General features: G+C 57.9%; 14 protein-coding genes. 12 read left to right on the forward strand and 2 right to left on the reverse strand.

Annotation, left to right across the window (positions count from 1 at the left end; all coding sequences use genetic code 11):
- Together secG and B30_RS05085 are read left to right on the forward strand one after the other, a co-directional pair.
- On the forward strand, positions 1-360 hold the full coding sequence (gene secG, locus B30_RS05080; RefSeq protein WP_009570947.1) for a preprotein translocase subunit SecG: 360 nt from the start codon (positions 1-3) through the stop codon (positions 358-360).
- A gap of 203 nt (positions 361-563) precedes the next feature.
- Positions 564-2,207, forward strand: a complete 1,644-nt coding sequence (locus tag B30_RS05085; RefSeq protein ID WP_009570948.1) for a CTP synthase — start codon at positions 564-566, stop codon at positions 2,205-2,207.
- Positions 2,208-2,263: 56 nt separating this feature from the next.
- Here B30_RS05085 and B30_RS05090 read toward each other — a convergent pair whose 3' ends face one another.
- Both B30_RS05090 and B30_RS05095 read right to left on the reverse strand, forming a co-directional pair.
- A complete protein-coding gene (locus B30_RS05090) occupies positions 2,264-2,896 on the reverse strand; it encodes an FMN-binding negative transcriptional regulator (protein WP_009570949.1) in 633 nt (210 codons plus the stop codon).
- 91 nt (positions 2,897-2,987) lie between these two features.
- On the reverse strand, positions 2,988-3,461 hold the full coding sequence (locus B30_RS05095; protein ID WP_226946217.1) for an Lrp/AsnC family transcriptional regulator: 474 nt from the start codon (positions 3,459-3,461) through the stop codon (positions 2,988-2,990).
- 52 nt (positions 3,462-3,513) lie between these two features.
- Between B30_RS05095 and B30_RS05100 the strand changes: the two genes are divergently transcribed.
- The 10 genes from B30_RS05100 to B30_RS05145 all read left to right on the forward strand — a co-directional run bounded on the left by B30_RS05100 (position 3,514) and on the right by B30_RS05145 (position 12,643).
- Complete coding sequence (locus B30_RS05100) at positions 3,514-4,107, forward strand: LysE family translocator (RefSeq protein ID WP_009570951.1); 594 nt, start codon at positions 3,514-3,516, stop codon at positions 4,105-4,107.
- A gap of 84 nt (positions 4,108-4,191) precedes the next feature.
- Positions 4,192-5,103 carry a polyphosphate kinase 2 gene (gene ppk2 / locus B30_RS05105; RefSeq protein ID WP_009570952.1) on the forward strand — a complete coding sequence of 304 codons (912 nt, stop codon included), beginning with the start codon at positions 4,192-4,194 and terminating at the stop codon, positions 5,101-5,103.
- 99 nt (positions 5,104-5,202) lie between these two features.
- A complete protein-coding gene (locus tag B30_RS05110) occupies positions 5,203-5,646 on the forward strand; it encodes a TerB family tellurite resistance protein (RefSeq protein WP_009570953.1) in 444 nt (147 codons plus the stop codon).
- A 134-nt stretch (positions 5,647-5,780) separates the two neighbouring features.
- Positions 5,781-6,596 carry an ABC transporter ATP-binding protein gene (locus B30_RS05115; RefSeq protein WP_009570954.1) on the forward strand — a complete coding sequence of 272 codons (816 nt, stop codon included), beginning with the start codon at positions 5,781-5,783 and terminating at the stop codon, positions 6,594-6,596.
- Positions 6,597-6,623: 27 nt separating this feature from the next.
- A complete protein-coding gene (locus B30_RS05120; protein WP_009570955.1) occupies positions 6,624-7,343 on the forward strand; it encodes a transporter substrate-binding domain-containing protein in 720 nt (239 codons plus the stop codon).
- Between the two features lie 146 nt (positions 7,344-7,489).
- Positions 7,490-8,320, forward strand: a complete 831-nt coding sequence (locus B30_RS05125) for an ABC transporter permease (protein ID WP_009570956.1) — start codon at positions 7,490-7,492, stop codon at positions 8,318-8,320.
- Complete coding sequence (locus tag B30_RS05130) at positions 8,317-9,123, forward strand: ABC transporter permease (protein WP_009570957.1); 807 nt, start codon at positions 8,317-8,319, stop codon at positions 9,121-9,123. Before B30_RS05125 ends, B30_RS05130 begins: the two co-directional genes overlap by 4 nt.
- Positions 9,120-10,463, forward strand: coding sequence for a glutamine synthetase family protein (locus B30_RS05135; RefSeq protein ID WP_009570958.1), 1,344 nt, complete (start codon positions 9,120-9,122; stop codon positions 10,461-10,463). Before B30_RS05130 ends, B30_RS05135 begins: the two co-directional genes overlap by 4 nt.
- Before the next feature lie 132 nt (positions 10,464-10,595).
- Positions 10,596-11,291 (forward strand): type 1 glutamine amidotransferase, encoded by a 696-nt coding sequence (locus tag B30_RS05140; protein ID WP_009570959.1) that lies wholly within the window; start codon positions 10,596-10,598, stop codon positions 11,289-11,291.
- Positions 11,291-12,643 carry a glutamine synthetase family protein gene (locus B30_RS05145; protein WP_009570960.1) on the forward strand — a complete coding sequence of 451 codons (1,353 nt, stop codon included), beginning with the start codon at positions 11,291-11,293 and terminating at the stop codon, positions 12,641-12,643. The genes B30_RS05140 and B30_RS05145 overlap by 1 nt, the downstream gene beginning before the upstream one ends.
- The last annotated feature ends 29 nt before the right edge of the window (positions 12,644-12,672 follow it).

The raw sequence follows: 12,672 nt of genomic DNA on the forward strand, positions 1-12,672 counted from the left end.
ATGGAAAATGTCATCCTCGTCATCCACCTGATCCTAGCGCTTTGCCTGATTGGCATTGTGCTCTTGCAGCGCTCTGAGGGTGGCGGCCTTGGCATGGGCGGCGGCGGCGACGTCATGACCGGCCGCGCGGCGGCCACGGCCCTTGGCAAACTGACCTGGATCTTTGCGATCGGCTTTATCTGCACCTCCCTGACACTGACCGTTTTGGCGCGTCGGGATGCGGCCACCTCCTCTGTGATGGACGGTGTCGCAATCGAGGATGTGGCTCCGGCTGAGACCACCACACCGGCCTTGCCGTCGGGTGACAGCTTGTTGCCGCCCTCCGCGGATGCACCAATCGAAGCACCGCGCGCCGACTGATCCACCTAAACCTCAGGCTTTAACAATCCCTTGGGCGTTGAGCGGATTTCTCCCTCAACATGTTGCGGTTTGGTTGCGCGGGACGACCGAATCTGATATCGCTTAAATCCCGTGAACCGTGGTGTTTTTGGCCCCTCTACTGGACCGAAATCAAACACCGCGTCCGCATGAATTTTGGACTATCACGGGAGACACTCCAGCCCATGGCACGTTACGTTTTTATCACCGGCGGTGTTGTATCCTCGCTTGGCAAAGGCCTTGCCTCGGCCGCCCTCGGCGCGCTTTTGCAAGCCCGCGGTTATTCGGTCCGTCTGCGCAAACTTGACCCTTACCTCAACGTCGATCCGGGCACGATGAGCCCGTTTGAACACGGCGAAGTGTTTGTGACCGACGATGGGGCGGAGACCGATCTCGACCTTGGCCACTACGAACGCTTCACTGGCGTGGCGGCCCGCAGCACAGATTCGATTTCCTCTGGCCGCGTGTACACCAATGTTTTGGAAAAAGAGCGCCGTGGCGATTACCTTGGCAAGACCATTCAGGTGATCCCGCATGTCACCAATGAAATCAAAGACTTCCTTGAAATCGGCGATGATGAGGTCGATTTCATGCTTTGCGAGATCGGCGGCACCGTGGGCGACATCGAAGGCCTGCCCTTTTTCGAGGCCATCCGCCAATTCGCCCAGGACCGCCCGCGCGGCCAGTGCATTTTCATGCACCTGACGCTGCTCCCCTACATCACCGCCTCTGGCGAGTTGAAAACCAAACCGACCCAGCACTCGGTGAAAGAGCTGCGCACCATCGGCCTTCAGCCGAATGTGTTGGTCTGCCGCTCCGAGCATCCGATCCCGGAAAAAGAGCGCGAAAAAATCGCCCTGTTCTGTAACGTCCGCAAAGAGGACGTGATCGCAGCACCGGATTTGAAATCCATCTACGAAGCCCCTCTCGCCTATCACCGCGAAGGTCTGGACCAGGCCGTGCTGGATGCCTTCGGCATCGCGCCTGCGCCGAAACCCGACCTGACCGTGTGGCATGACGTGGCCGACCGGGTGTTCAACCCCGAAGGCGAAGTCAAAATCGCCATCGTCGGCAAATATGTCCAACTGGAAGACGCGTATAAATCCATCGCCGAAGCGCTGACCCATGGCGGCATGGCCAACCGGGTGCGCGTCAAGGTCGAATGGGTCGACGCCGAGATTTTCGAACGCGAAGACCCTGCCCCCTACCTCGAAGGCTTCCACGCCATTTTGGTTCCCGGCGGCTTTGGCGAGCGCGGCACCGAGGGCAAAATCAAAGCGGCGGAATTCGCCCGCACCCGCAAAATCCCCTATCTCGGCATCTGTCTTGGCATGCAATTGGCCGTCATTGAGGCCGCGCGTAATCTGGCGGGGATCGACACCGCCGGGTCCGAAGAGTTTGATCACGAAGCGGGCAAAAAACGGTTTGAACCGGTGGTCTACCACCTCAAAGAATGGGTGCAGGGCAACCATACCGTGCGCCGCAAAGCCGGTGACGACAAGGGCGGCACCATGCGCCTTGGCGCCTATAGCGCGACCTTGACCGAAGGCTCAAAAGTGGCCGAGATTTATGGCGGGACCGAGATCGAAGAACGCCACCGTCACCGCTATGAGGTCGACACGAAATACCGTGAGAAACTGCAAGACTGCGGCCTGATCTTTTCCGGCATGTCGCCTGACGGGCGCTTGCCCGAGATCGTCGAACTCAAAGACCATCCGTGGTACATCGGCGTTCAGTTCCACCCGGAATTGAAATCCAAACCCTTTGCCCCCGCGCCTTTGTTCCGCGACTTTGTGCGCGCTGCCAAAGAGATTTCGCGTCTGGTGTAAGTCGTTCAAAAACCACAGAAAAGGCGCTCTTTGGGGCGCCTTTTTTCGTTTTTACCTTAGTCTTGAGCCGCCGGGAAAGACGCCAAGGCCTGCGCCAGATCCATGCCCTGTTCGCCCGACGCCATCAGCCCCTCATAGGTGCCCTGACGGTCGGCGGACGATTTGTGCTGGTTGACCTTCCATTTGCCCTCCAACCGATCCACCCTGAACCGCAGCCCGATGATGCCGCGTTTGAGCGCCGCGAGATAGGGCACCGGCGCATCCGACATCGCCCAAGGCTCCGCCCGTCCCGCCTCATGGCGATGGGTCAAATCCCCCAGATGGGCATGAAGCTCCTCCGCGCCATTGAAACTTTCAAACACCCCATGGGCATGAACCACGATATAGGCCCAGGTCGGCACAACTTTGCCATCCACCTGTTTTGACGGGTAAAATGAGGGTGACACATAGGCTTGCGGCCCTTGAAACATCACCACAGAGCCAGCCCCCGCCAGTTTCCAATGCGGATTGGGCCGCGCCACATGACTTTCCAAGATGACCCGGCCGCCCTCTTCGCGCACGATCCACGGCAGGTGGCTGATCTCAATCCCGTCCGGCGTCGGCGTGATCAGCGCGCCAAAGGAAATCTCGGTCATCACATGAGCCAGCGTTGCGGGGTCGTTGATGGCGGAATTGTTCGGTGTGTACATGCGGGTGCATCCTCTTTGCCCCCGCCTAACATGCGCCTCCGCAGCTCGAAACAGAAATTTGGGGGATGGGCGCGAATCCGACGATCGGGCCTCAGGCCCGCAAATCTTTTGGGCTTTCCATCACGATGTAAGAGGTGATCGAGGCCACCTCCGGCACGGTGCCCAACACTTCGGTATGAAAGCGTTTGTAGGCGGTCAAATCCACAGTTTCGACCCGGAGCAAATATTCAAACACCCCGGCGATGTTGTGACATTCCTTGACCTCGGGAGCGTAGCGCATCGCCGCCTCAAAGCCCTTTTGCGCCGCCTTGTTGTGCACCGACAGGCCGACCGCGATATAGGCGGTGAAGCCCTGCCCGATCTGTGAGCGGTCGATGATGGCGCGGTAACCGCGAATGACGCCGCGCCGCTCCAACTCGCTCACCCGCCTCGACGTGGCCGAAGGTGACAGGCCGACACGCTCCGAGAGTTGTAGGTTGGTGAGGCGGCCATCGCGCTCAAGCTCACGCAATATATTTTCGTCTATCCCATCCACATTCGTCATTCCGTGCAAAATAACCGCCATTCCTCACATCTTTGCACGGATATTGCGGCATCAAAAGACTAATCTGCCCGGCATGGATATGACCCTTTTCATCGCCCTTCTGGCCTTCGCCTTTGTCTCCTCGGTCACGCCGGGGCCGAACAACCTGATGCTTCTGGCCTCGGGGGCCAATTTCGGCCTGCGTCGGACGGTGCCGCATATGTTCGGGGTCTCGCTGGGCCATAGTTTCATGGTGTTCATCGTCGGGCTTGGGCTGGCGCAGATGTTTCAGGCCTACCCACCGTTGCGCCAGATCATGTTGGTCGCCTCCGTCGCCTATATGAGCTGGCTGGCGTGGAAAATCGCCCATGCCAGCGCGCCCGAAGGGGGCAAAGTCGGCGGCAAGCCGTTGACGTTTTTTCAAGCGGCGGCGTTTCAATGGGTGAACCCGAAGGGTTGGATCATGGCGATCAGCGCGCAGACCAACTATGCGCAGGATGCCACATGGGGGGCCGCGCTCATGGTCGGTGTTGGCTTTGTGATCGTCAACTTCCCGGCGATCACGCTTTGGGCCTGGCTCGGTCAGGAAATGCGCCGTTTTTTGACCAACAGTCGCCGTTTGACGGCGTTCAATTGGACAATGGCGGCGCTTTTGATCGCCTCTTTGATGCCAATCCTTTTCCATTAAGAAACCGTCATGTATGCGTGGTTAAACGCACTTCAGAATTGCGACCCCAATCGCAACACAGTGCACAGACAGACGGAGTAGATGATGAGTTTTGACAAAGACGCCCAAGACTGGCTTGAGGCCGAACTGGCCGACACACTCGACGAAGAGTGGGAAATTGAGCTCGAAGATTCGATCCTGTCGCGCGAAATCAAAAAGATTTACCAAAAAGAGCATCCCGATATGCTCGAACGTGCGGTCTATTTCCGCGAATTGCTGCGGCTTCAGGCCGAATTGATCAAGCTGCATGATTGGGTCGAACAGACCGGACAAAAGGTCGTGGTCTTGTTTGAGGGCCGCGATTCGGCGGGCAAAGGCGGCGTGATCAAACGGATCACCCAGCGGCTGAACCCGCGCGTCGTGCGTGTCGTTGCCCTACCCGCGCCGTCCAATCGCGAAAAAAGCCAATGGTATTTCCAACGCTATGTGCCACACCTGCCGGCGGCGGGTGAAATGGTGCTGTTTGATCGCTCTTGGTACAACCGTTCCGGCGTGGAGCGGGTGATGGGCTTTGCCGACGAGGATCAGGTCGAACAATTTTTCCAGGACGTTCCCGATTTTGAACGGATGCTGGTGCGCTCTGGCATCAAAGTGATCAAATATTGGTTCTCGATCACCGATGAAGAACAGCAAATGCGATTCCTGATGCGCATCCATGACCCGATGAAACAGTGGAAGTTGTCACCGATGGATTTGCAATCGCGCATCCGTTGGGAAGATTACACCAAGGCGAAAGAAGACACATTCGCCCGCACCAACATCCCCGAAGCGCCATGGTATATCGTTGAAGGCAATGACAAAAAACGCGCGCGGCTGAATTGCATCGACCATTTGCTGTCGCAGTTCAACTATCACGAAATGCCACATGAAGAGGTGCATTTGCCGGAGCGGGTTTACAACAAGACCTATGAACGCGCGGTGTTGCCGCCTGAGCTTTACGTGCCGAGCAAATACTAAGGCCGCTTCAGGCGGGGCGGTGTTAACGTTCTCGCGAGCCAAGGCCGGACCCGACGGTCCGGCCTTTCCCTTTTGTCAAAGGCATCCTATATCCGTTCCATGTTTGGTGATTTTCTCAAAACTCTGCTGCAACCCGCCCCGCCACGTCTTCAAGTGACAGACGCGCGGCGTGCTTTGGCGGCGCTCTTGGTCCGTGTGGCCCGCGCTGACGGTCATTATGCGCCAGAAGAAGCGGTGCGGATCGAGAAAGTCCTGATCGAACGCTATGCCCTGTCGCCCTTTGAGGCGGCGAAACTGCGCGGCGAGGCCGAGGTGCTTGAAGACGAAGCCCCCGACACCGTGCGCTTTACCCGCGCCATCAAAGAGGCCGTGCCCTATGAGGACCGCGAAAGCGTGATCGAAGGGCTTTGGTCGGTGGTTTTGGCCGACGGCGTGCGCGACAGCGACGAGGATACGCTTTTGCGTTTGGTTGCGAATCTTTTGGGTGTGAACGACCGCGACAGCGCTTTGGCGCGCAAAAGGGTCGAGGCACGATTGGGCTAAGCCCGGCCATAAGGCCCAAAGCAAGCCCAAGCCCTAGGCGCGGGCCATACATATGATCAAAAAACAGGCGAAACGCTGCGGCACCCTGATGATCATTGTTGCATATGCTTAAGATTTCGCCCTAACTCTTGTTGATGTTGACCAAAGACTCAAAAACCGCACCCGCCACTCAGCCTCTTGAGGCAACTCCCGTGATCGAAATCCGGGATTTGCACAAATCCTATGGCGAGTTGGAGGTGCTCAAGGGCGTTTCACTGAGCGCCCCGCGCGGCCATGTGCTTTCACTCATTGGCTCGTCGGGCTCAGGCAAATCCACGTTGTTGCGCTGTGCCAACCTGTTGGAGGACAGCCAAAGCGGCGAGATCCTGTTTGAGGGTGAGCCGATCACATGGAAAGGCGAAGGCCTGCACCGGCGCCCCGCGGATCGCAAACAGGTGCTACGCATCCGCACCAACCTGTCGATGGTGTTTCAACAATTCAATCTTTGGGCCCATATGACAATTTTGGAAAACGTCATGGAGGCCCCCGTCACGGTCATGGGGCGCGACAAAAAAGAGGTCGAAGCCAGCGCGCGCGCCTATCTCGACAAGGTCGGCATTGGCGACAAATGTGACGTCTACCCGGCGCAGATGTCCGGCGGCCAACAACAACGCGCCGCAATCGCGCGCGCCTTGTGCATGGAACCGAAAGCCCTTTTGTTTGACGAACCGACCTCTGCCCTTGATCCCGAATTGGAACAAGAGGTGGTCAAGGTGATCAAGGCCCTGGCCGAAGAGGGCCGGACTATGATGATCGTCACCCATGACATGCGCATGGCGGCGGATATTTCCGATCATGTGGTGTTTTTGCACAAAGGGTTGATCGAAGAAGAGGGTCACCCGACCCAGCTTTTCAATCAGCCCAAATCCGAACGCCTGCAACAGTTTCTCAGCGCGACTGTGCCGGCCTAAACAAGCGCTACCAATGGGAGAATTTTCATGAAGACACTCGTCCTAACTGCTGCCGCATGCGCCCTGATGGCCGGCGCCGCCTCTGCTGAAACCATCCGTCTGGGTACCGAGGGCGCCTACCCTCCGTACAACTATATCGACGACAACGGCCAAGTCGCAGGCTTTGAGCGGATGTTGGGCGACGAGTTGTGCAAACGCGCCGAGCTTGAGTGTGAATGGGTCACCAACGATTGGGACAGCATCATCCCGAACCTTTTGTCCGGCAACTATGATGCGATCATCGCGGGCATGTCGATCACACCCGAACGCGCCGAGAAGGTCGATTTCTCCGTCAACTACACCCCGCCGTCCTACTCGTCTTACGCGGCCATGTCCGAAGATGCCGACCTGACCGGCGGCATCGTGGCGGCACAGTCCAGCACCATTCAGTCCCAATACGTTGTTGACACGGGCGCCACGCTTTTGGAATTCCCCTCCTTTGAGGACTCTCTGGCCGCCATGTTGTCCGGCGAAGCCGACGCTGTGTTTGCCGACAAAGACACCCTCGTGCCCGTCGTCGAAGAAGACCCGACTGTGATGTGGGCTGGCGAAGACATCGCGCTTTCTGTCGGCATCGGCATGGCGTTCCGCAAATCCGACCCGGACTTGCGCGCAAAATTTGATGCAGGGATTGAAGCGATGAAAGCCGATGGCACGCTCAACGCCATGATCAAAGAATACCTGGGCGAAGACAGCCCGGGCTTTTAAGCCCGTTTTGGCGGGGCTGCCTGACGTGGCCCCGCCGCTTTTGTCCGATCTCGCCACGCGTTTTTCCCTGACCCCACAGGTGATCCATCTTTTCCTATTGCGCCACTCCTGAGACGCTCGAAGGCCTGACTTGGCTGAGCTGTTACATGACGACCGGAAAGCATCTCGCTTTTTATGCCTCCTTTGGGACGGTTCTGATGTTGTTGGCGGTGACTGCGCCGCTGGCCTTGGCGTTTGGATTTTTCTCTGCCACTGGCAGCCGCGCGCAGTTTGCACCGCTGCGCTGGATCTCACAGACCTATATGGCACTGGTTCGGGGCATTCCCGACATCGCCTTTTTCCTGTTTTTCGTGATTGCTTTGGACCAGGGCATCGAGTGGCTGCGCCATCAGGCGAAGTGCCCCGACTGGGCCGAACCGATCCGCCAAGGCAATGATTTCATTGTCTGTGCTGCGGCCAAAATGCCACTCAACAACGCCCCCGAAAGCGTCCACCAAATCTACGGCTTTGCCTTGGCCGTGTTGACCTTTGCCATCGTGTTTGGCGCTTTTGCCGGGAATGTGTTGGCCGGGGCGATGAACACCGTCCCCCATGGTCAAATCGAAACCGCCGAGGCCTATGGCATGAGCCACCGCCAAGCGTTTTGGCGCATCATCGTGCCGCAGATGTGGATTTACGCCCTGCCCGGCCTGTCGAACCTGTGGATGGTGTTGATCAAGGCCACGCCGCTGTTGTTTCTGTTGGGCGTCGAAGATGTCGTCTATTGGGCGCGCGAATTGGGCGGCACCAAGAACATCCGGTTCACCGAATATCCCCATGGAGATTGGCGGATGTGGTATTTCTTGGCCCTATTGGTGTTCTACCTTCTCTTCACCAAAGTCTCTGAAATCGTCCTCTCCCGCGTCACCCGCAAACTGAGCCGAGGACAGGCGACAGCGGGCGGTGAAGCCCTACGCAAAGCGGGGGCTGCAACATGAGCTGCCTGCAAACGGTTGCCGACTACGGCCTGCGCTCCATCGGCATTGGCGAACGGCTTTTGCCGCGTGCCGACATCACATTGTGCGAACAGGTCACCCTGATCGGCTCGGGCATGTTGTGGAACATCTATTTTGGCCTCCTCGCCATCCTGTTTGGCTTTTTCTCGGCCACGGGACTGGCTTTGGCCAAAAACAGCGCGTACAAGCCGCTGCGCAAAGCCGCCGAGTGGTTCATTTTTATATTCCGTGGCTCGCCACTGTTCATCCAGTTTTTCTTTGGCTATTTCCTGTTTCTCTCCTTGAAACAGAGCTTTCCGCTCTTTGACGCCTTCACCAGCGCATGGATCGGAGCGGCCATCGTCTTGTGGCTCAACACCACGGCCTATTCCGCCGAGATTTTTTACGGCGCTCTGCAATCCATCCCGAAAGGCGATATTGAGGCCGCCGACGCCTATGGCCTCTCCGGCTGGAAACGCTTTCGCCGGATCACTTGGCCAACGCTGTTGCGTCTGGCTTGGCCCGCCTACACCAATGAGGCGATCTTTATCTTTCACTCCACCACCTTGGTGTTTTTCTCCGGCTTCCCGGCGCTGCAACAAAAGGGCGATGCGCTGTATTACGCCTCCTATTTTGCCGACAAGACGTTCAACCCCTTTATCCCCTATCCGATTTTGGCGGGCTATTTCGTCTGTGTGACGCTCTGCATCATCCTGAGCTTTGGCGCGATCAATCGCTATCTGAACCGCCATTTGCCAAGCTCAAAACGCCCCCGTCTTCGCCTGCGTCCACAGGTGATCCGATGATCCGAAACGCGGGTTGGCTGGGCGAACATCCGGAGGTCAAAACCATCCGCGTCGCCGCCGCCGATCTCAACGGCCAAGCCCGTGGCAAACGTATGTCGGCGCGGTTTGCAGGCAAGGTCGAACAGGAAGGCACGCGCTTTCCGCTCTCTGTCCTGAACCTCGACATTTGGGGCGAGGATATCGAAGACAGCCCTTTGGTGTTTGAAACTGGGGACCAGGACGGGGTGCTTTTGCCGACCGAGCGCGGCTTTACCCCGATGCCGTGGCTGGAAGGCCCCACAGCCCTTTTGCCGATGTGGATGTTCATGGAGGATGGCCGCCCCTTTGATGGCGATCCGCGTCAGGCCTTGGCCCGCGTGGTCGAACGCTACAAAGCGCGCGGGCTGACCCCGGTTGTGGCCACCGAATTGGAATTCTACATCGTCGATGACAGCTCGCGCCAACTGCGCGTCCCGCGCTCACCGCGCTCTGGCAAACGACGGCCCGGCGCGGAGACATTGGCCCTGCGCGCGCTCGATGCCTTTGATGCGTTTTTCACTGACCTCTATGAGGCCTGCGAAGAAATGGACATCCCGGCCGATACCGCGATTTCCGAGGCAGGTCTGGGCCAGTTTGAAATCAACATTGTCTATAGCGCCGACGCGTTGAAAGCCGCCGATGATGCGTGGTTGTTCAAACTTTTGGTCAAAGGTCTGGCGCGCAAACATGGCTTTGCCGCCTCTTTCATGGCCAAACCCTACGAGGATTATGCCGGCAATGGCATGCACACCCATTTCTCCCTGCTCAATGAGGCCGGTGAGAATGTGTTTGACGATGGCTCAAGTGCTGGCACCGATCTGATGCGCCATGCGATTGCCGGGTGCCTTCATGCCATGGCGGATTCGTCGTTGATCTTCGCGCCGCATGGCAACAGCTTTGATCGCCTTGTCGCTGGATCGCACGCGCCCACCCGGATATGTTGGGGCTATGACAACCGTACGGCGGCGGTGCGCGTACCGGGTGGCGCGTCCAAAGCACGGCGGATCGAACACCGGGTTTCAGGCGGGGACGTGAACCCGCACTTGATGATTGCGGCCATTCTCGGCGCTGCCCTCATTGGCATGGACGACACACTGAAAGCGCCCCCGCCGATCACCGGCAACGCCTATGCGCAAAACCTGCCGGAAATGCCCGGCGACTGGGGCACGGCGATTGATACATTTGCCGCCTCCCCCCTGATGCGGCGCATTTTTCCAGAGCAATTGGTGCGCAACCTGACCCTGACCAAGCGTCAGGAGTTTCGGGACTGGGCCGAATTGACGCCCGAAGAACAGGTCGAATTGTACCTCGATACGGTGTGACTTCGGTGTGAAGGCGCTCAGACACCGGGCGCGCAAAAATATTTGATCAAATTATTGCAACAGACCCCGTGGCCCCCTTGCGGCGTTTTGACCAACGCGCTACCGTCGGGCATTCACAACAGTCGGTGACTTATGAAACTCGGCATTCTGCAATGCGGACACGCGCCTGACCCGGTGGCGCAAAAACACGGGGATTTCGATCATATGTTTGCGCAGCTTCTTGCGCCTTATGGCTACAGCTATGAGGTCTGGAACGTTGTCGACATGGAGTTCCCGGACGGGCCAGAGGCCGCCGATGCCTGGCTTTTGACCGGCTCCAAACATGGTGCCTATGAAGACCACCCGTTTATCCCGCCGCTTGAGGCACTGATCCGGGACATTCATGCCTCCGGTCGACGGATGCTTGGCATCTGTTTTGGCCATCAAATCATCGCCAAGGCGTTGGGCGGCACGGTGGAGAAATTCAAAGGCGGCTGGTCGATTGGCCGCACCGCCTATGACATCCCGGCGCTGGGTCATGTGTATCTCAATGCCTGGCACCAAGATCAGGTCACCACGCTGCCCGAAGGGGCCCAAGTGGTAGGGCAGAATGAGTTTTGCGCCAATGCCGCGTTGGTCTATGGCGACAGCATCCTGACGATTCAGCCCCACCCGGAATTGTCGCCAGCCATCATCGCTGACTATTTGGCCGCACGCGCACATGATCCAGCCTATCCACAGGATCGCATCGCAGCGGCCCTTGAGGAAAACACAAAACCCACCGATGACGCGCGCTTTGCCGCCCTCATGGCGGGATTTCTTGAACATGGGCGGGAGGCCCTGACCTGATGGATTTCTTCGATCAACTGCCCCAGGCCGCTCTTGATTTCATGGACGGGCGCAAACTGGATGAGGTCGAATGTATCGTCGCCGATCTCTCCGGCATTGCCCGCGGCAAGGCGATGCCCGCCGCGAAATTCGCCACGCAAAAACATTTCTACCTACCCAACTCGATCTTTTTGCAATCCATCAATGGAGATTGGGTCGATGATGCGGATGCGCCGTTTACCGAACCCGACATGGTCTTGGTGCCCGATTTCACCACCGCTTCCGCCGCGCCATGGACTGCCGATTGCACGCTTCAGGTCATCCATGATGTGTTCGACCAAAAGGGTGATTTAATGCCCGTCGCGCCGCGCAACGTGTTGAAACGCGTCGTCGATTTATATCATCAACAGGGCTGGGACCCGATTGTCGCACCGGAGATGGAATTCTTCCTCGTCGCGCGCAACACCGACCCGAACCAACCGATTGAGCCGCCGATTGGCCGCTCCGGTCGTCGTGCCGCACAACGTCAGGCCTATTCCATGTCCGCCGTGGACGAATACGGCCCGATCATTGACGACATTTACGACTTTGCCGAGGCTCAGGGCCTTGAAATCGACGGTATCTTGCAAGAGGGTGGTGCTGGTCAGATTGAAATGAACCTGCGCCATGGTGACCCGGTCAAATTGGCCGATGAAATGTTTTATTTCAAACGCTTGATCCGCGAAGCCGCTCTGCGTCACGATTGTTTTGCCACCTTTATGGCCAAACCGATTCAGGACGAACCGGGGTCTGCGATGCACATTCACCATTCGGTGGTGGATCTCAAAACCGGCGAGAATATCTTTTCGGATGCCGATGGCGCAGAGACCGAAGCCTTTCATCATTTCATCGCCGGTCTGCAAAATCACCTTGCTTCGACGATTGCGATTCATGCGCCCTATGTGAACAGCTACCGCCGCTATGTCCGCGATTTCGCCGCTCCGATCAACCTCGAATGGGGCCGCGACAACCGCACCACCGGGCTGCGCGTGCCGATCTCTGGACCGGAAGCACGGCGGATTGAAAACCGTCTGCCGGGGATGGATGTGAACCCCTATTTGTCGATTGCAGCCTCGCTGGCCTGTGGCTATCTCGGCCTGATGGAGCGGCGTGAACCGCGCGCGGAATATGTTGGTGACGCTTATGCCTCGGCCGAGGGCATTCCGGGGACTTTGGCCTCCGCGCTCGATCTGTTGCAGTGCGCCGATCAGATGCAAGAGGTGCTGGGCCGCGATTTCTGCCGCACCTACATTCAGGTGAAGCGCACCGAAAACGATGCGTTTTTACAGGTGATTTCGCCATGGGAGCGCGAGCATCTTTTGCTCAACGTCTAAAGGCATGTAGCGTTAAAATGGACACGGAA

Origin of the sequence: Celeribacter baekdonensis B30 (assembly GCF_000299875.1) — a bacterium.
Classification (GTDB): domain Bacteria; phylum Pseudomonadota; class Alphaproteobacteria; order Rhodobacterales; family Rhodobacteraceae; genus Celeribacter; species Celeribacter baekdonensis_A.

Bases quoted from the DNA above. Each gene is read 5' to 3' on its own strand.
- secG (WP_009570947.1), top strand. From the start codon at position 1: ATGGAAAATGTCATCCTCGTCATCCACCTGATCCTAGCGCTTTGCCTG.
- B30_RS05085 (WP_009570948.1), top strand. From the start codon at position 564: ATGGCACGTTACGTTTTTATCACCGGCGGTGTTGTATCCTCGCTTGGC.
- B30_RS05090 (WP_009570949.1), bottom strand. From the start codon at position 2,896: ATGTACACACCGAACAATTCCGCCATCAACGACCCCGCAACGCTGGCT.
- B30_RS05095 (WP_226946217.1), bottom strand. From the start codon at position 3,461: ATGGCGGTTATTTTGCACGGAATGACGAATGTGGATGGGATAGACGAA.
- B30_RS05100 (WP_009570951.1), top strand. From the start codon at position 3,514: ATGGATATGACCCTTTTCATCGCCCTTCTGGCCTTCGCCTTTGTCTCC.
- ppk2 (WP_009570952.1), top strand. From the start codon at position 4,192: ATGAGTTTTGACAAAGACGCCCAAGACTGGCTTGAGGCCGAACTGGCC.
- B30_RS05110 (WP_009570953.1), top strand. From the start codon at position 5,203: ATGTTTGGTGATTTTCTCAAAACTCTGCTGCAACCCGCCCCGCCACGT.
- B30_RS05115 (WP_009570954.1), top strand. From the start codon at position 5,781: ATGTTGACCAAAGACTCAAAAACCGCACCCGCCACTCAGCCTCTTGAG.
- B30_RS05120 (WP_009570955.1), top strand. From the start codon at position 6,624: ATGAAGACACTCGTCCTAACTGCTGCCGCATGCGCCCTGATGGCCGGC.
- B30_RS05125 (WP_009570956.1), top strand. From the start codon at position 7,490: ATGACGACCGGAAAGCATCTCGCTTTTTATGCCTCCTTTGGGACGGTT.
- B30_RS05130 (WP_009570957.1), top strand. From the start codon at position 8,317: ATGAGCTGCCTGCAAACGGTTGCCGACTACGGCCTGCGCTCCATCGGC.
- B30_RS05135 (WP_009570958.1), top strand. From the start codon at position 9,120: ATGATCCGAAACGCGGGTTGGCTGGGCGAACATCCGGAGGTCAAAACC.
- B30_RS05140 (WP_009570959.1), top strand. From the start codon at position 10,596: ATGAAACTCGGCATTCTGCAATGCGGACACGCGCCTGACCCGGTGGCG.
- B30_RS05145 (WP_009570960.1), top strand. From the start codon at position 11,291: ATGGATTTCTTCGATCAACTGCCCCAGGCCGCTCTTGATTTCATGGAC.